The organism is Morganella psychrotolerans (assembly GCF_001676055.1).
Taxonomy (GTDB): domain Bacteria; phylum Pseudomonadota; class Gammaproteobacteria; order Enterobacterales; family Enterobacteriaceae; genus Morganella; species Morganella psychrotolerans_B.
Map to the genome: position 1 here is coordinate 30,089 of NZ_LZEX01000044.1, position 17,964 is coordinate 48,052.

Here is a 17,964-nt window from a genome sequence, read left to right on the forward strand (position 1 = left end):
TCACCTGCGAATCATTCTTTTTTTCATTTATTTTTATTATTCTTAATAATCAACAGCGTGCCATTTGGCTGTTCTGTCACGCTGACCGGCAGAACCTGCGGCAGGGCAGTAAAAAAGGATCCGGCATCATCAATATTGACCCGCCCGGAGACGCGCAGCTCTCCGGCATTGGCAGCAAGTGAAATGGTGCGGTTGTGATAAGGGGCGAGGCGGGAAACCACGTCGCGAAGAGGCATATCGGTCAGGCTGATTTGTCCGTTGCGCCACTCTCCGGCCAGCTCCGGCAGGATATGGCGGATGACAGGTTTATGTCCGCGCGCCGTACTGACCGCTTCATCACCGGCTCTCAGATAAACCGGGCTCTCTTTTGTTGCATCACGCAGGGCAACAATGCCGCGGGCAACGGATACGGTGATTTCAGTGCCCTGTTTGCGGACATCAAATTCGGTCCCGACAACAGTAATTTCCCGCCCGTCTGCCTGAATGATGAAAGGCCGCCAGGGATTGGTTTTCACCTGAAAAAAGGCATTACCCCGGACAAGTGTGATGCGCCGGTGTGTCTGCTCGTAAGCGATGTCGGCCTCACTGTCGCGGTTGAGAAAGATCCGGCTGCCATCCGGTAATATCATGGATTTACTATCTGATGTGGTGGCCAGCGTCAGGTTATCCATCAGCAGCGCAGGTAACTGACTGTAAGGCAGAAACAGCATGATCAGGATAAAAAAACCGGCGAGTGTGTGGCGCAGCGGGCGCAGAACGGAAAAAGTACGGACAGGTTTTTCTGCGGCAACCGCCGGGCGCGGCAGAGAGGACATATCACTCCACATCTGCGCCATCTCATCAAATGCCTGCTGATTTTCAGGGGATGCCGCCAGCCATGAGCGCAGCTCATTCTGCTGATGTGCGTTCATGCTCTGACTGTGCCAGCGCGTGAACCACAGCGCGGCGGCATCATCCCGTTCGTCCTGCTCCTGCGCGGTATCTGCCATTATCCGTCCTTCTGTTCTCCGGCGTTCATGGCGCGCTTGCATTGCAGCAGGGCGCGGGCAATATGTTTTTCCACCATACTGACTGAGATATCCATTTGTTCCGCAATATCACTTTGTGACAGTCCGTCAAAGCGGTAAAGCACAAACGCTTCCCGCTGGCGGGGAGGTAATTGGTTTAACACTTCGTACAGCCGCGTCAGGCGCTGCTGATGCTCAAGCTGTACCTGCGGATCTGCATTATCCTGTGCAATATCAGCCGCCTGTGAATCATCCCATTCACTTACCTGATCACGGCCTTTGCGCTGGCTGTGACGCCAGTGATCGACCAGCACATTGTTGGCGATTTTAAACAAGACGCCCGGGTTTCCTGCACAGAAGTGTCCCCGCCGCCTTTAAGCCAGCGTGCGAATACATCCTGTGACAGATCGCGGGCATCCTGACTGTTGCCCAGCCGCTTGTGGAAGAAGCGGACAAGCTGATGATAGGTTGAGTGATAGGCGCCGGCGATCAGCCTGCTTACCGATTTTTCAGTTGTCATTTCTCTGGTGTATATCAACGTGATTGTAAATGAAGGGATCATTACGCACGGCTTGGAAAAATCCAAAAATCTTATTGTTGTTATTAGAATTATTATTAATAATAAAAAAGAATATCATTTGCATTATCATTATGCCTGTAATTTTATAAATTGAAATACGTAAATAACGATTAAAAAAGTGAGCTGAGTGATGTTGAATGTGGCTGCATCCTGTTATCAAAACAGGCGATATCCGATAGGCGCAATGGTTGCGAGTCTGGGGGTTCATGCGCTTGTGCCGGTGCTGTTTCTGGGCTGGCTGACATTCTCTTCTGAAGAACAGAAAGGAATGTTGCCCCCGGCGTTTGAACTGACCGCGGGGATTTATCAGCTGGAAAGCGCACCGCCGGAAAAAGCGGAAGGTATAAAACAGGTAATGTCACAACCGGCACCACAGCCGGTAACCGAGCCGGAGCGTGAGGCACTGACCGATAAACTGGCACAATCTGACCGGGGAACCTGGACGCGAAAAGCAGAAAAACCCAAGAAAAAAGCAGAGAAAAAGCCGGTTACTGTCGTGAAAACACCGGAAATACAAAGTCCTTCGCCTGTGATGGCGGAGAGCACCTCGGCACCGCGTCAGGGAGACAGTTCTGCCAGCCGTGCTGATTTTACCAGTTATGCACCACAAGCCGTCAGCGGCAGTACCGGTTGGGAAAGTGCGGTACATACACATCTGGCGAAATACAAACGCTACCCGCGGGCATTGTTGCGTTATAAATCGACCGGGGTTTCCCATGTAAAAGTTATCCTGAATACACAGGGAAATGTGATTTCAGCTGAACTGGTTAACTCTTCCGGCACAACACAGCTGGACAAAGAAGCCCTTGCCACTGTTCAGCGGGCAGCGCCTTTTCCGTTACCGCCGCATGACCGTATCCGTGACGGGCATATTGAGATAGTGACCCCTATTGGTTTTTACCTGTAACCAGCAGACAATTCCCGAAATTACGTGGTTATAATTAGGAATTGTCTGTATTTTCTGTATTTTTCCCTTCTTACATCAGCTTTTCTTCATCAATCTTTCGGTTTTTCTATGGGTTTTCTTAATTTATCTAAATGAGTTTTAGTTACTCATATCGTAACTGTATCGGTAAAGCCTGTGTATATCTGAAGAAAGTGCAATGCCGGCAGAATAAACCGGAGATGAGTACACAATATTAATTAGAGATATTTATGTTTTTGGTGGCAAATACACCAAGGGTGAATATAAAAAAGAGTATGTTACACTGCAGAGCGTGTCACTTTATGTTCATGTGATATCGGTGGGAACCCGGCATTATGCTGATTTAATTCAGTAGGAAGTCAGTGTTTTCACCCGGTATTTGTGTCAGGTGTTACTTGTTATTTCAGGGCGAAATTATCAGGAAAACAGGTAGTGTTGTTACCCGTTGACAGGCATGTCGAATAAAAGAATTTAATATATAAGAAATCTGATTTTTACGATGATTCATTAATATGCATCATTTTCAGACTGAGCTTCAGAGGTATAAACTCTGTACACTCGGATTCATTTCTGTATAGGTAATTTTGCGCAATTCCGGATTAATTAAAAATTGTGAATTTTAGTTAGGTAAGGATAAATAATGATCAATAAGTCGATTTTTGCACGAACACTCGTTTCTCTGCTGTTAGGTACCGCTATCAGTGCTTCTGCACTGGCTGCGACAGAAAACACCGGTCATACATTACGGCTGGCTATCGGCGCGGAGCCGACCGAAGGGTTTGACCCGATGCTCGGCTGGAGCCACGGCAGTTATTTATTACTGCACAGCCCGTTACTGAAACAAAAGGCCGATCTTTCCTGGCACAGCTATATGCTGGACAACTATACCCACAGTGATGACGGAAAAGAGTGGACGCTGACGCTGAAAAAAGACCTGAAATTCTCGGATGGCTCTCCGCTGGCCGCGAAAGATGTCGTATTTACTTATAATAATGCGGCAGCAAGCGGTGGCAAAATCGATATGGGGAACTTCGCCAAAGCCGAAGAAATTAACCCGCAAACCGTCAAAATTACCCTTTCCGCTCCGCAAAGTACGTTTATTAATGTCTTAGGCTCTCTGGGGATTGTTTCAGCTGATAAATACGACGCCAAACAATATGCTCAGAAACCAATCGGTGCGGGTCCGTACCGTCTGGTCAGTTTCCAGCCTGGTCAGCAACTGATTGTTGAGGCCAACCCGTACTACGCCGGACCGAAAAATGACTTTAATAAACTGATTTTTGTTTTCCTCGATGAAGATGCCGCCTTTGCCGCAGCACAAAGCCGCCAGCTCGAAGTTGTCCGTATTCCGCCGGTGATCGCAGCGACCGCCGGGGATGTTAAGGGCATGAAGCTGGTTGAACGCGCCAGTGTGGAAAACCGCGGCATTGTGTTCCCTATTCCGAAAGCCGGCGAAAAAGATGCGCAGGGTAATCCGATCGGAAACGATATCACCTCTGATGTGGCTGTCCGTAAAGCAATTAACTATGCGATTGACCGTAAATTGCTGGCGGAACAAGTGATGGAAGGCTATGCCGTCCCTGCCTTTACCGGGGTTCACGGGTTGCCGTGGAATAATCCGGACGCTGCATTTAAAGATGGTGATGCGGAAAAAGCAAAACAGATTCTGGAAGAGGCCGGCTGGAAACTGAACAAAGACGGTCTGCGTGAAAAAGACGGAAAAGTCGCGAAGCTGACTCTGTGGTACACCAGCGGAGATACTACCCGCCGTGACCTGGCCCAGGCGCTGCGTGCATTCCTGAAACCAATCGGAATCGAACTGGATTTACAATCCGGCAGTTGGGAAACCGTTGAACGCCATATGCATTCGAACCCGACACTGTTCGGCTGGGGCAGTCTGGATCCGATGGAATTAGTCCATCATTACAGCAGCAAGGCCGCCGGTGTGGAGTTCTACAACCCGGGCTACTATAAAAATCCGCAGGTGGATGCCATCCTGGAAAAAGCCATGAGTGCCGCCGATCAGGAACAAGCGATCCCTGTCTGGCAGCAGGTGGACTGGAACGGTAAAACCGGTACCGGGATTAAAGGTGACGCTGCCTGGGCATGGTTACTCAATGTTCAGCATACCTATGTTGTGAATAATTGTGTGGAACTTGGCACAGGTGCGCCGGAAATACACGGCTCGTGGTCACTGTTAAACAGCGTGGATGACTGGGCCTGGACCTGTAAATAATGCGCAGTGCCCTATTTCTTTTTGTGCGGTTTGTTTGTCTGCTGACGGTGACAGCTGCGGGGGTGTTTATCCTCCTCAGCTATTCACCGATAGATCCGATACGTGCCTATATCGGAAACGATTTATTGCACGTACCACCGGAGCAATATCCGGTGATCGCCGCCCGCTGGGGGCTGGATCAACCGCTGTGGCAGCGTTTTTGGATCTGGTTTTCACAGATGATCCGCGGTGACCTCGGGTATTCGATGCTGTATAACGCGCCGGTGTCTGAGGTGATTTCAGCAAGGCTGGGGCCGTCACTGGCGCTGCTTATCAGCGCCTGGCTTTTCTCCGGTATTGCCGGGTTGCTGATGGGTCTGGTGGCCGGGCGGTATCTGAATCGCTGGCCGGATAAGATTATTTCAGCATTTGCGTATCTGCTGGCCTCGATCCCGACATTCTGGATAGGGCTGCTGTTATTGTCCCTGTTTGCGGTTTCCCTGCAATGGGCACCGGTCTGCTGCGCCTGGCCGATGGGCGAGGATGCTGACAGTGCAACATTCGGACAGAAGGTTCACCATCTGATCCTGCCGGTACTGGCGCTGGGGCTGCTGGGTGTCGGAAATATTGCGCTGCATACGCGGGCAAAAGTGGCTGAAGTGATGAGCACTGAATTTATCCACTACGCAAAAGCGCAGGGGGATAAAGGCTGGCCGATGATTAAATTTCATGTGCTGCGCCACGCGATTACACCGGCGCTCTGTTTGCAGTTTGCGTCTGTCGGGGAGTTACTGAGCGGCTCACTGCTGGCGGAAAAAGTATTTGCCTATCCCGGACTGGGGCAGGCTACGATAGATGCGGGTTTACGGGGAGATATCCCGTTACTGATGGGCATTGTGATGTTTTGCGCGATCCTGATTTTTATGGGGAACAGCACAGCGGATATTCTGCTGCGCCGTATTAACCGGGGGGTTATCCGCGAATCATGACCTATAACCCGAACCGCGCACTGTTAAAACTGACCGGCACATTACTGATGCTTGTCCTGCTGGGCGTGTACGCCATCTGGATAACGCATCTTGATATTGATATGGACTTCCTGGCGCGGCGTCAGGCGCCGTCTGCCGCTCACTGGTTTGGTACGGACAGCCTGGGGCGCGACCTGTGGGATCGCACCTTTCAGGGAATGGCGACCAGCCTGCAAATCGGGCTGATTTCCGCTATGACCAGTGGCCTGGTGGCGCTGACCATGGCAGGGTTGTCCACGGTGAACAAGGGAACAGATTATCTGGTCCGTGGTGTGATTGATGCCCTGCTGGCACTGCCGCACCTGTTGTTACTGATTTTAATCTGCTTCACGCTGGGCGGCGGGAAAGCCGGGGTTATCTGGGCGATAGCCCTGACGCACTGGCCGAAACTGACCCTGATCCTGCGCTCGGAGATTTTGCGGGTACGGGAAACGGATTATGTGATGCTGGCACAGCGCATGGGAAATTCGCGACTGTATTGTTGGCGTCATCATTATCTGCCAATGTTATTACCGCAGTGGATTGTCGGCACATTACTGATGTTCCCGCACTCTGTACTGCACAGTGCAGCGCTCAGTTTTCTGGGCTTTGGTCTGGCACCGCATGAAGCATCGCTGGGTATTTTGTTATCAGATGCGCTGCGCTATCTCAGTACCGGTGCCTGGTGGCTGGCGTTCTTCCCGGGGTTTGTGCTGGTGGGGTTGGTCTTACTGTTTGACCAGTTTGCAAAAGCGTTACAACAGCTCTGGCTGAGGATCGCATAATGCTGAAATTTGATCAGCTTGCTATTGATGTCGCTCAGTTTAACTGGCTGAGAAAAAAAACGCTGGCAGCCGCTGCTGACGGATATCTCCCTGACTATCCATCCGGGAGAACTGGTGGCACTGATTGGCAGCAGCGGTGAAGGTAAAAGCCTGTTACTGCAAAGTGCGCTGGGATTACTGCCGGACAATATGCGCTGCCGCGGTGCCATTTCTCTGGCAGGGGAAACGCTGACGGAAGCAACAAAACAGCGTCACCGCGGAAATACCCTGTGTTATGTGCCTCAGGGTGTCAGTGCGCTGAACCCGCTGGTGCGTGTCGGCCCGCAGCTTGAACGCGCGGCAACACTGAGCGGAATGCACGTAAAAATGCATGATGTGGCGCGTCAGCTGCAACGTTATAATCTGCGCCCGGAGCTGACGGATGCATTTCCGAACCGGCTGTCCGGCGGAATGGCTAAGCGGGTGCTGACTTGTGGCGCAACACTGACCGGCGCGCAGTATATTTTAGCGGATGAAATAACGTCCTGGCTGGATGATGAACATGCAGGGCAATTGCTCGCGCACCTGAAAGTATTGTGCGCAGACGGGCGTGGTGTGTTGTGGGTTACACATGACCTGGCAATGGCGGCGCGTTTTGCTGACAGAATAGCCGTTCTGCGTCATGGGGTTTTACAGGAAACGCTGACCTCACAGGCATTGCTGAGCGGAGAAGGCAGCCCGTGGCTGCAATCGTTATGGGATGCATTACCGGAGCATCGTTTTCTCAATGGTACAAAACAGAACCGGCAGTGGCACCAATAATAATGACCGGCGATCCGGATGTAATAATATGCTTTATTTTATCCGGATATGAGTATTACTGTTTTATTCGCTGAAAATCAGCGCAACGTAAAATTTTACATTTAAATACAGTGACAAATATTTATTCTCTTATATGCGGTAACGGAAGCGCCGTATAATCTGAAAAGGAATCAAAACCTCGTTTTCTTATAAGGAGAACAGCGGTGAATGATTTATTTTTTATTATTAATTAGTTGGTTACATATTTCGCTATCAGTATTTCCGGTGGTGCGTACGCGCGTGTCCGGCGATCAGTGATGTGTTGTGCCTGAAAGATAAAATATTTTTATTTCAGGCGGATATGCACTGAAACAAAAAACGGAAACTACGGTGATACGGATGAATAAAGAGTTCCGCTCCCGTATTTTTATGGTTCTGTTTTCAATAGTCTGTTTTCAATCCATTGTGGAGGCACTATGCAATTAACCCCGAGAGAAGTTGAAAAACTAATGATTTATACCCTGGCCGATGTCGCACAGCGACGCCGGGACCGGGGCGTAAAACTGAATTACCCGGAAGCCGTCGCCATTATTACGGTGACTGCTCTGGAAGGCGCCCGGGACGGTAAAACAGTGGAAGATGTGATGAAGGAAGCCGCCACGGTTCTGACCAGAGCCGATGTAATGGAAGGCGTTGATGATTTGATCCCGAATGTTCAGGTTGAAGCTATTTTTACCGACGGCAGCCGCCTGGTCACTGTTCATAACCCAATCAAGTAAACGCATAGCAAAAAGGTGAGGTTTCTTATCATGAGCAATACAAAACAACCCACTCCATTAGGCGGTGTCATTTTTGCGGATACCCCGATTGAATTTAATACCGGCAAACCGGAAACAAAAATCAAGGTTCGCAATACCGGCGACCGTCCTATCCAGATAGGTTCTCATTTTCATTTTTTTGAAGTTAACCATGCACTGGAATTTGATCGCGAAGCGGCTTACGGCAAGCGCCTGAATATTTCATCAACGACGGCTATCCGTTTTGAACCGGGCGATGAAACAGAAGTATCCCTTATTCCTTACGGCGGCAAACAGACAGTTTACGGGTTCAACAACCTGGTGGACGGCTGGACCGGCACAAATGTGAACAGCAGCGAACGTCCGGCAAAAGTGATTGCACTGAACAATGCGGTTGCCCGGGGTTTCAGCCATAAAGCGCAAGAGAAAAAGTAATTCTCCGTACCTATGATTTCCCGGCTGTGATGCGAAAGCATCCTGAATAAAAAGGAACATGTTATGCCACAGATTTCCAGACAAGAATATTGCGGTCTGTTCGGACCGACCACAGGGGACAAAATCCGCCTGGGTGATACCGATCTCTATATCGAAATTGAAAAAGACTTACGCGGCTACGGTGAAGAATCTGTCTATGGCGGGGGTAAATCCCTGCGTGACGGGATGGGCGCAAACAACACCCTGACCAGTGACAATGGTGTACTCGATTTGGTTATCACTAACGTGACGATTCTTGATGCCAAATTAGGGGTTATCAAAGCAGACGTTGGTGTGAAAGACGGCAAAATCGTCGGTATCGGTAAGAGCGGAAACCCGAATCTCCAGGATGGTATTACCCCGGGGATGGTTGCCGGTGTGTCAACAGATGCCATCTCCGGCGAGCATCTTATTCTGACCGCGGCGGGTATTGATACACACATTCACCTGATTTCACCTCAGCAGGCGTATGCAGCACTGTCCAACGGTGTAACCACCTTCTTCGGCGGTGGTATCGGGCCGACAGACGGCACCAACGGGACAACCGTTACCGCAGGGCCGTGGAATATCCGCGCCATGCTGCGCTCACTGGAAGGTCTGCCGGTTAACGTCGGGATGCTGGGTAAAGGTAACTCGTTTGCCCGTGATCCGCTGGTTGAACAGATTATTGCCGGTGTTGCCGGTCTGAAAGTTCACGAAGACTGGGGTGCGACATCCAACTCACTGCGCCATGCCCTGCGTGTGGCTGATGACTATGATATCCAGGTCTCCGTTCACACCGACAGCCTGAACGAAGGCGGTTATGTGGAAGATACCATTGAAGCCTTTGAAGGCCGCACCATTCACACTTACCACACAGAAGGCGCAGGCGGCGGTCACGCTCCTGACATTATCAAAGTAGTCAGCCAGCCAAACGTGCTGCCGAGCTCAACGAACCCGACACTGCCATACGGGGTCAACAGCCAGGCGGAACTGTTCGACATGATTATGGTGTGTCATAACCTGAACCCGAACGTGCCTGCGGACGTCTCTTTTGCTGAAAGTCGTGTGCGCCCGGAAACTATTGCCGCAGAAAACGTCCTGCATGATATGGGGGCAATCTCCATGTTCTCCAGTGACTCTCAGGCGATGGGGCGCGTTGGTGAGAACTGGCTGCGCATTGTTCAGACGGCAAATGCGATGAAAGCATCGCGCGGCAAACTGCCTGAAGATGCGGCGGGGAATGATAACTTCCGCGTATTGCGCTATGTGGCAAAAATTACTATCAACCCGGCGATCGCGCAGGGGATTAGTCATGTGCTTGGATCGATTGAAGTGGGCAAAATGGCGGATCTGGTACTGTGGGATCCGCGTTTCTTTGGCGCCAAACCAAAACTGGTTATCAAAGGCGGCATGATCAACTGGGCGGCAATGGGTGATCCTAACGCTTCTCTGCCGACACCGCAGCCGGTCTTCTATCGTCCGATGTTTGGTGCGATGGGTAAAACCCTGCAGGATACCTGTGTGACCTTTGTATCTCAGGCAGCTCTGGATGACGGCGTGAAAGAGAAAGCGGGTCTGGAGCGTCAGGTTGTGGCGGTTCAGGGATGCCGGACAACATCCAAGCGTGACCTGGTCCGTAACGGTGAGATGCCGGATATTGAAGTGGATCCGGAAACCTTCGCCGTGAAAGTGAACGGGGAGCATGCAACCTGTCAGCCGATTTCGGTGGCAGCGATGAACCAGCGTTATTTCTTTGGTTAACAACGTCCGGGTTAACAACGTCAGAGTTGATTGATACCCCGGCAGGCAGATATTTGCCTGCCGGGCATAATAAAAAGGTAATTCCATGATCCTCATTGAGCACATTCTCGGTAACGTCAAAAAAGAAACGGCGTGGGCTGAAAAAGCGAACGAAATGACAGTGGATATGCTTCTCCTCGATCAGCGGGAAGCGCAGAAAAGTCGCTGCCGTAAGCATACCCAAAACGGGCTGGATCTCGGGATAGCATTGGATCGCAATGTTCTGCTGTCTGATGGCGATGTTATCTATACCGATGATGCAACAAATACCATGGTGGTGGTTCAGATTGATCTGCGCGATGTGATGGTCATTGATCTTCAGCGTCTGCAGGGCAGTACGCCGTCAGAGCAAATCCGCATCAGTTTCGAACTGGGACATGCGCTCGGCAACCAGCACTGGAAAGCCGTGATTAAAGAAAACAAAGTCTATGTTCCGCTGACGGTCAGTGAAAAAGTGATGGAATCGGTCATGCGCACTCATAACTTCGGCAATGACACATTTGCCTTTGTAAAAGGTGAAACTATTCTGCCGATCCTGACAAATTCAGAATCGCGTCTGCTGTTTGGTGGTGCTGAAGAAACAGATACTCATGTGCATGTTGCTCATCACCCGCGTCATGATCACGGGCATTCTCACAGCCACGATCACGGGGACGGACACAGTCACGAGCATAGCCACGATCATAATCACGATCATGGTCACGGGCATGACCACGATCATGACCATAAGCACTGATCAACCAGACAGGAGGGTAAGTAAGATGAAAGCGTCTGATCTTATCCGGATCATGCAGTTTGGTGATTCTGCACTTCCTGTCGGTGCCTTTACCTTCTCAAACGGGGTGGAATCGGCTATCCAGACAGGCGTTGTGCACAATGCAGAAACGCTGAAAGGCTTTGTCCGCACAGCACTGAAACAAGCAGCAAACGGTGACGGCATTGCCGTTGTCGCGGCACACCGCGCAGTAATGGCAGAAGATAATGAGGCCATTATGCGGGTGGACCGGGCGGTTAATAACCGCAAACTAAATGAAGAAGCCCGCCTGATGGCAACGCGGATGGGCAAAAAACTGGCAGAAATATCTATCCATATTTTTGATAATCCGACTATTTCCTGGTGGCTGGCACAGATTAAAAGCGGTGCCACGCCCGGAACGCAGCCGGTCACCCAGGCGATGGTGATGGCTGTGCAGGGGATCGGTGAACGCGAAGTGGTGGTGATGCATCAGTACGGAATTGCGATGACCATCCTCAGTGCGGCAATGCGCCTGATGCGGATCACGCACTTTGAAACACAGCACATTTTATTCGAACTGAACAACGATATTGAGGCGTTCTGTGATATCGCGGCCTGCGGAGATATTGAACAGATGTCCTCGTATGTACCGGTCATTGATGTCCTTGCAGCGGTTCATACCAAATCTTTTGTCCGCCTGTTTATGAACTGACAGGCGGCTGACTTATTTTTAGGGAGTTATTCATGAAAAAAATGACACGGATCGGAATCGGTGGCCCGGTAGGATCAGGTAAAACGGCCATTATTGAAGTGATCACCCCGATCCTCATTGAACGCGGGATCAAACCCTTAATCATCACTAACGACATTGTGACCACGGAAGATGCAAAACAAGTCAAACGCACCCTGAAAGGGATCCTCGACGAAGAAAAAATTCTTGGTGTGGAAACCGGCGCTTGTCCGCATACTGCGGTGCGTGAAGATCCGAGTATGAACATTGCCGCGGTGGAAGATATGGAAGAGCGCTTCCCGGACAGTGACGTCATCATGATTGAGAGCGGCGGCGACAACCTGACACTGACCTTCAGCCCGGCGCTGGCGGATTTCTACATCTATGTTATCGATGTGGCCGAAGGCGAGAAAATTCCGCGCAAAAATGGCCCGGGACTGGTGCAGGCAGATATCCTTGTTATCAATAAAATCGATCTTGCACCGTATGTCGGAGCAAGTCTTGATGTGATGGAAAGCGACACTAAAGTGGTGCGCGGCAACCGTCCTTATATCCTGACCAACTGCAAAACCGGCGAAGGTGTTGTTGAGCTGGTGGACATGATCATGGACAAATTCCTGTTTACACATCAGGCGGCAGGAGCAAAAGCATGACACAACTGAGGGCTGAGATTACCGGGACGCCAACACGTCTGCGGGCTCATCTCTTAGGGGAAAAGGCGCCGGAAATGGTGCCTTACCAGGATGAGCCGAAGCAGATGCAAAGTGGTGCCATCGGAAAGAGCGGTTATCTGAAACTGCGGTTTGCCAAACGGGAATACCGCAGCGAACTGGCGGAAATGGAACGCCGGGTGCCGTCTCTGGTACAGCGGGCGCTGTACTGGGACGAACTGATGCCGCAAATGCCGTGCGTAACCATGATTTCAACCTCCGGCTGCCTGTTACAGGGCGACCGGCAGGCGCTGGATCTGATTGTGGAGGAGGGGGCGTGTGCGCATGTCACTACGCAATCCGCCACCAAAATCCACATGATGGAAGCGAACTACGCCACCCAATATCAGAATGTGGTGGTGGAAGCGGGCGGCTATCTGGAGTTTTTGCCTGATCCGATAATTCCGCATCGTACGGCGCGTTTTATTACAGACACGCAGATCACGATTGATCCGACGGCAACCTTGATCTATTCCGAGATCCTGATGTCCGGGCGGAAATATCACCATCCTGACGAGCAGTTCGGGTTTGATATTTTCTCCTCAAAGATCCGCGCGCAAGATCCTGACGGAAAAGAGTTATTCGTTGAGAAATATGTGCTGGAGCCTAAAAAAGAGCCGCTGAATGTGGTGGGGGTGATGGGCGGATTTGATGTGTTCGGTAATGTCATTTTACTGACCCCGAAAGAGCATCATGCCCGGATCCTTGAGCGTCTGGAAGCGCGTTATAACACCGATGAAGAGGTCGCATTCGGGGCAACACAATTACCCAATGAATGCGGGCTGGTGTTTAAAGTGCTGGGCGTGGACAGCCCGAAAACCAAAGAAGCGGTTCGTTACTTCTGGCAGATAGCCCGGGAAGAGATCCTCGGGATAACACTGCAAAAGCCGTTCCTGTGGCGCTGACGCGCCATCGGTGGTTACTCAGGGGATTGATTGTGCCGGTCATAATCAATCCCTTTGTATGGTTCACTTTCAGGAGCAAAACCATGGCAGATTCAACAATCAGTCTGAACGGCTGGAATAAACTGGCGGGCTCCAATCCTGCCATCCATTTTATTGATATCACGTTGCGCGGTTGCGCGCAGGTGATGTTTCAGAATAACCCGCTGACCGGATTATTCTTTTTTGCGGCCATTTTTGCCGGCGCATACAGTGAAGGTCTTCCGGCAGTTGCCTGGGGCTGTCTGCTGGGCACAGTGGTATCAACACTGACGGCGTATATCAGCAAACTGGATACCGGCTCACTGAGCGCCGGGCTGTATGGCTACAACGGCTGCCTGGTCGGGGTGGCGTTGCCGACTTTTCTGGAAAACACCCCGTTTATGTGGGCATCCATTGTCCTCGGCAGTATTGTCGCGGTGATAGCCACAATCTCCCTGACGGATTTCCTGAAAAACTGGAAAGTTGCTGCTCTCACCGCACCTTTTGTACTGGTGACCTGGACTATCCTGCTGGCAAGTTACAGTTTCTTCGGGATCAAAGGCGTCAGCCTGCCGGAACCTGCACTGCCTGCACAGTATGTGGCTCCCGTTGACGGTATTCCGTACTCTGATCTTCTCCCGGACATCTTCCGTGGCGTATCGGAAGTATTTCTGCTGAGCAGTATCACTGTCGGCGTGCTGTTTGTTATCGGGCTGGCGGTAAGCTCTCTGTGGGCGGCGGTCTTTGCTGTGCTGGGATCGTTGCTGGCCTTTGGCGTTGCCTCTTTCCTGAAAGCAGATTTCGGCAGTGTTCACACCGGGCTTTACTCTTTCAGTGCCGTATTAACGGCGATCGCACTGGGATCGACCTTTAATAAACCCAGTTTCAAAGTGCTGGTCTATACCATCGTGGGCGTGATTTTTACGGTTTTTGTGCAGGGGGCGCTGGACGTGGTATTAACACCATTCGGTATCCCGACACTGACAATGCCGTTTGTCCTGGCATCCTGGCTCTTTCTTGTTCCTAATCAGGATATTATGCCGGAACACCGTCAGTAAAAGGGGAGTGATATGCTGATGAATAAATTAATGGCAGGGGTGCGCGGATTGCTGAATCTGAGAGTGATCCTGTCGTTACTGCTGCTGGCTGACGGGATAATGATCCTGTCGCCGGTTCTGTTTTCTTACACCGGCGATATAGCCTGGCAGAATGGCGGTTTCACCGCGTGGCTGCAATCCCTCGGCTTTATGAAGCTGCTGGATATTCCCCGCTTTATGATGGGATTACTGCTGGTGCTGCTGTCACTGCTGATGCTGACCGGAGCGCGTATCGCGTGGCTGTTCTCTCTGTTTATTCTGCTGATCATGGCGCTGATGGATCTGGGGCTGGCGCGTGAGTATTCCGGGCAGGGCTATTTCTCTCTGGCGCTTCTGATTGCTTCCGGCTGTCTGTGGCGGAAATTCCCGCTTCACAGTCTGACCAGCGCCGGAGTTGTTGCGATAAGCAGTGTGATCCTGCTGGTAGTCTATTCTGTGTTCGGCACACTGTATCTCGGCAACGAGTTCCAGCCGCACGTCACCGATGTGTCTTCTGCGTTCTATTTTGCCCTGGTCTGTATGACAACGGTCGGGTTCGGGGACATTATCCCGATCAGCACTGAAGCGCGGATGTTTACCCTGACTGTGGTTGTTTTCGGGATCACTATCTTTACCACATCCATTGTCTACATTGTGGGTGTTGTTCTGCGCGGCACGCGTGAGATCGTCAAAAAGAGGTTGTTACACATGAAAGAGCACTATGTTGTCATCGGCGCGAACCCGCTGGCGGTCAATCTTTATAAAGGACTGAAAAAACGCAGCCTGGAAGCGGTTGTTATCTGTACGGCTGATCAGAAAGCCAATTTCCCGGACGGCACCATCAGTGTCATCGGTGACAGTGCAGATGCAGCCACACTGGGCAGCGCCAATGTGAAAGATGCGCGCTGTGTTATGGCGGTCAGTGACAGTGATGCGGACAACACATTCACTCTGCTGGCAGTGAAACAGCTTGCCGGTGAAGGGGTGAAAACAGTGACCATTGTCAATCAGGAAGAGAACCGCGGCAAAATGCGCCTGCTGCATGCAGACATGTCATTTTCCCTGTCACAGCTCGGCAGTGAAGTGCTGATGAAAATGCTGTGCGGTGAAAATATTGATAACAATGTCATGGCTGATATTTTATTAGCCAAAACGCCGTAAGCAGATCTGCCGGTGAAACATAAACATAAAAACATTAATCTGAGCCACGGGATTTCCCGGGCTCAGTTATTCTTCTATACCCGGTTTAAGCAACTGCACGGCATGCGTATTGCGCTGGCCTTTACTCTGACATTTCTGGTGTTCCGGGAAATGCACAGCGATAAACTCGATTACATCATCATGACGCTCATTTCTATCCTGATGCCGATGCCGTACTGGGGAAATGTGCTGATCCGCTCCATGCAGCGCACTCTCGGGACGATTATCGGCTCACTGGCCGGGATGTTGCTGCTGTATACAGAAACCCACTCTTTCCCGCTGATGCTGGCGTTGGCGACAGTCGCGATGTTTATCTGCGGGCTGATAGCGCTGGGCAAAAATATGTATGTCGGGATGCTTATCGGCATGACCATCAGTATTGTTGCCACCGCTCCGGTCGGAGATATGGACTCTGCACTTATCCGCTCGGCACAGACGGTCGGCGGCTCTGTTCTGGCGCTGGTTTTCTCGGCTATCCTGCCGCTGAAAGGCTTTGTTTTCTGGCGCATGAATATCAGTAAAATTCTGCATGACACGGCCAGGCTTTATGATGAGCACATTATGAAACTGACCGTCACTGATCCGGATAAGTGGGATAATCAGCTTAAAGACACATTATCAACATTGCTTGCCTGTAACACCTATATTGCACCGTCGGCAAAAGAAACCCATGTTCCGGCGACGACGTTTTCTGCCATTCACGGGCGGATCCGGCGGCTGGTTGCTATCCTCGAACTGCTGACCGATACATTCAGCAAAGACTATTTCAGCCATGCACTGAATACAGAAAATCCGTACATTGTGCAGTTGCAGAAAAGCAACAGTGCAATAATGAAGATCCTCGCGGATATTTTTGTGCAGGGGAAAGATAATGATAAACTTACACGCCTTCAGGCACTGCGGGCGACCACACATGAGCTGCACCAGAAAATTAATGCACAGCCGGAAAGCAACACGTCCGATGCCATGATGGTCGGGATGAGTGTGGAAGTGATCAAACTGCTGGATGAGGTGTGTGGCCTGGTACAAATTGATATTTCAAAGCAGATACTTAAATAAGGTTTTTTATGTTGAATGTGATCCTCAGTATTTCCGCGGGATCGGTACTCGGCGGCCTCGGTCGCTGGGTGTTGAGTAATAAATTTAACCCGGTTCTGGCAATGATGCCGCTGGGGACATATCTTGCGAATATTATCGCCGGTTACATTATCGGGCTGGCGGTGGCCTTTTTCGCCTCACACCCGACACTGCCCGCAGAATGGCGGTTATTTATTGTCACCGGGTTTTGCGGGGCGTTGTCTACGTTCTCCACCTTCTCGCTGGAAATCGTCCAGGCGTTCCAGGCCGGGCGCATTCATCACGGTATGGCAGAGATTGTGCTGCACGTGGCAAGCTCCCTGCTGATGACTTACCTCGGTCTGCTCACCTGGCAGATGTTGCAGCAGCGGTAGCGTTACTCTTTCTTATCTTCCGGCTTCTTCTCCGGTGTTTCTTCATCATTTTTCAGATTGGCGGTCAGGAGATAAAGTGACTGCTGCCAGCGGCTTGGAGTCAGTTGCAGCAGATTATTTGCCAGCACAAAACCAATCGCCAGCGCCAGCAGTAACATCACACGCAGCAGGTTGGTGGTATTATCCACCTGTGTGGACTCTGTCGCCAGGCGGTGGGTGTCGATAGTCAGGCGCAAAAAGCCTTTCGGCCCGTTTTTCCCGGGAATGGTGGCGACAATCTGATGATTGAAATAGCTGCCTGCTTTTTGTCCGTCCAGCGCCAGCCGGTCACGGACTGTAATATTTTCGCCGGTTGTGGCTATCTGAACCCCGTCATCCTGATACACTGTGGCATCCAGAATGCGGCTGTTTGTTGTCAGTTGCGCTAAATTTGCCGTGATCTGTTTCTTATTGAGAACTTTCCCGTTATCGTCTATAGCATCGGAAAGGTTAAATGCCACTTGTTGTGCCAGCGAATAGGCCAGTTCATTAAACTGTTCCATAGACGATTGCTGATGCACGCGGCTGAAATAGGAAACGCCCTGTAACAGGCAGACCATCAGGGCGAGACAAATCAGAATAATGGCTGTTTTATGCAGCCGGAATGTTAACTTCGTTTTGGCCATTTTTTATCCGTTTTTCTCTTGTCATCATCATATTGCCAGAAGCGATGCTGTCAGGATAGCCGGAAACCCACATTTTTGTCCGCTACCATCATGAATATTATCAGAGATTATAGGAGTATCT

General features: G+C 50.9%; 17 protein-coding genes and 2 pseudogenes. 16 read left to right on the top strand and 3 right to left on the bottom strand.

The window, feature by feature from the left end:
• Nucleotides 1–23 precede the first annotated feature (23 nt).
• Nucleotides 24–989: a FecR family protein gene (locus AYY17_RS18185; protein ID WP_067426143.1), complete on the bottom strand. Its 966-nt coding sequence runs from the start codon at nt 987–989 to the stop codon at nt 24–26.
• Nucleotides 989–1,527: pseudogene (locus AYY17_RS18190) on the bottom strand (RNA polymerase sigma factor). Before AYY17_RS18190 ends, AYY17_RS18185 begins: the two are co-directional and overlap by 1 nt.
• Nucleotides 1,528–1,717: 190 nt before the next feature.
• On the opposite strand from AYY17_RS18190, the gene AYY17_RS18195 reads away from it, so the two are divergent.
• The 16 genes and pseudogenes from AYY17_RS18195 to crcB all read left to right on the top strand — a co-directional run bounded on the left by AYY17_RS18195 (nt 1,718) and on the right by crcB (nt 17,178).
• Nucleotides 1,718–2,494, top strand: coding sequence for an energy transducer TonB family protein (locus AYY17_RS18195; protein WP_067426145.1), 777 nt, complete (start codon nt 1,718–1,720; stop codon nt 2,492–2,494).
• A 658-nt stretch (nt 2,495–3,152) separates the two neighbouring features.
• Nucleotides 3,153–4,748, top strand: coding sequence for an ABC transporter substrate-binding protein (locus AYY17_RS18200; RefSeq protein ID WP_067426147.1), 1,596 nt, complete (start codon nt 3,153–3,155; stop codon nt 4,746–4,748).
• Nucleotides 4,748–5,716 (top strand): ABC transporter permease, encoded by a 969-nt coding sequence (locus AYY17_RS18205; protein WP_067426149.1) that lies wholly within the window; start codon nt 4,748–4,750, stop codon nt 5,714–5,716. The genes AYY17_RS18200 and AYY17_RS18205 overlap by 1 nt, the downstream gene beginning before the upstream one ends.
• On the top strand, nt 5,713–6,519 hold the full coding sequence (locus tag AYY17_RS18210) for an ABC transporter permease (RefSeq protein ID WP_067426151.1): 807 nt from the start codon (nt 5,713–5,715) through the stop codon (nt 6,517–6,519). Before AYY17_RS18205 ends, AYY17_RS18210 begins: the two co-directional genes overlap by 4 nt.
• Nucleotides 6,519–7,320 (top strand): annotated as a pseudogene (locus tag AYY17_RS18215) (ATP-binding cassette domain-containing protein). The gene AYY17_RS18210 and the pseudogene AYY17_RS18215 overlap by 1 nt, the downstream one beginning before the upstream one ends.
• Nucleotides 7,321–7,775: 455 nt before the next feature.
• Nucleotides 7,776–8,078 (top strand): urease subunit gamma, encoded by a 303-nt coding sequence (locus tag AYY17_RS18220; RefSeq protein WP_067369547.1) that lies wholly within the window; start codon nt 7,776–7,778, stop codon nt 8,076–8,078.
• Nucleotides 8,079–8,108: 30 nt separating this feature from the next.
• The gene (locus AYY17_RS18225) at nt 8,109–8,531 is read left to right on the top strand and encodes an urease subunit beta (RefSeq protein ID WP_067369545.1); all 423 of its coding nucleotides are present in this window, start codon (nt 8,109–8,111) and stop codon (nt 8,529–8,531) included.
• A gap of 63 nt (nt 8,532–8,594) precedes the next feature.
• Nucleotides 8,595–10,313, top strand: coding sequence for an urease subunit alpha (locus tag AYY17_RS18230; RefSeq protein WP_067426153.1), 1,719 nt, complete (start codon nt 8,595–8,597; stop codon nt 10,311–10,313).
• 85 nt (nt 10,314–10,398) lie between these two features.
• A complete protein-coding gene (locus AYY17_RS18235; protein WP_067426154.1) occupies nt 10,399–11,088 on the top strand; it encodes an urease accessory protein UreE in 690 nt (229 codons plus the stop codon).
• A gap of 25 nt (nt 11,089–11,113) precedes the next feature.
• On the top strand, nt 11,114–11,800 hold the full coding sequence (locus tag AYY17_RS18240) for an urease accessory protein UreF (RefSeq protein ID WP_067426156.1): 687 nt from the start codon (nt 11,114–11,116) through the stop codon (nt 11,798–11,800).
• Between the two features lie 32 nt (nt 11,801–11,832).
• Nucleotides 11,833–12,471 carry an urease accessory protein UreG gene (gene ureG / locus AYY17_RS18245; protein WP_067426158.1) on the top strand — a complete coding sequence of 213 codons (639 nt, stop codon included), beginning with the start codon at nt 11,833–11,835 and terminating at the stop codon, nt 12,469–12,471.
• Nucleotides 12,468–13,433: an urease accessory protein UreD gene (locus AYY17_RS18250; protein ID WP_067426160.1), complete on the top strand. Its 966-nt coding sequence runs from the start codon at nt 12,468–12,470 to the stop codon at nt 13,431–13,433. The genes ureG and AYY17_RS18250 overlap by 4 nt, the downstream gene beginning before the upstream one ends.
• A gap of 83 nt (nt 13,434–13,516) precedes the next feature.
• Nucleotides 13,517–14,509, top strand: a complete 993-nt coding sequence (gene yut, locus AYY17_RS18255) for an urea transporter (protein WP_067426162.1) — start codon at nt 13,517–13,519, stop codon at nt 14,507–14,509.
• Nucleotides 14,510–14,521: 12 nt separating this feature from the next.
• A complete protein-coding gene (locus AYY17_RS18260) occupies nt 14,522–15,688 on the top strand; it encodes an NAD-binding protein (RefSeq protein ID WP_067426164.1) in 1,167 nt (388 codons plus the stop codon).
• A 12-nt stretch (nt 15,689–15,700) separates the two neighbouring features.
• Nucleotides 15,701–16,786, top strand: a complete 1,086-nt coding sequence (locus tag AYY17_RS18265) for an FUSC family protein (protein ID WP_067426166.1) — start codon at nt 15,701–15,703, stop codon at nt 16,784–16,786.
• 8 nt (nt 16,787–16,794) lie between these two features.
• On the top strand, nt 16,795–17,178 hold the full coding sequence (gene crcB, locus AYY17_RS18270) for a fluoride efflux transporter CrcB (RefSeq protein WP_067369525.1): 384 nt from the start codon (nt 16,795–16,797) through the stop codon (nt 17,176–17,178).
• 2 nt (nt 17,179–17,180) lie between these two features.
• Here crcB and AYY17_RS18275 read toward each other — a convergent pair whose 3' ends face one another.
• Nucleotides 17,181–17,843 (bottom strand): YtjB family periplasmic protein, encoded by a 663-nt coding sequence (locus AYY17_RS18275; protein ID WP_067426168.1) that lies wholly within the window; start codon nt 17,841–17,843, stop codon nt 17,181–17,183.
• Nucleotides 17,844–17,964 lie beyond the last annotated feature (121 nt).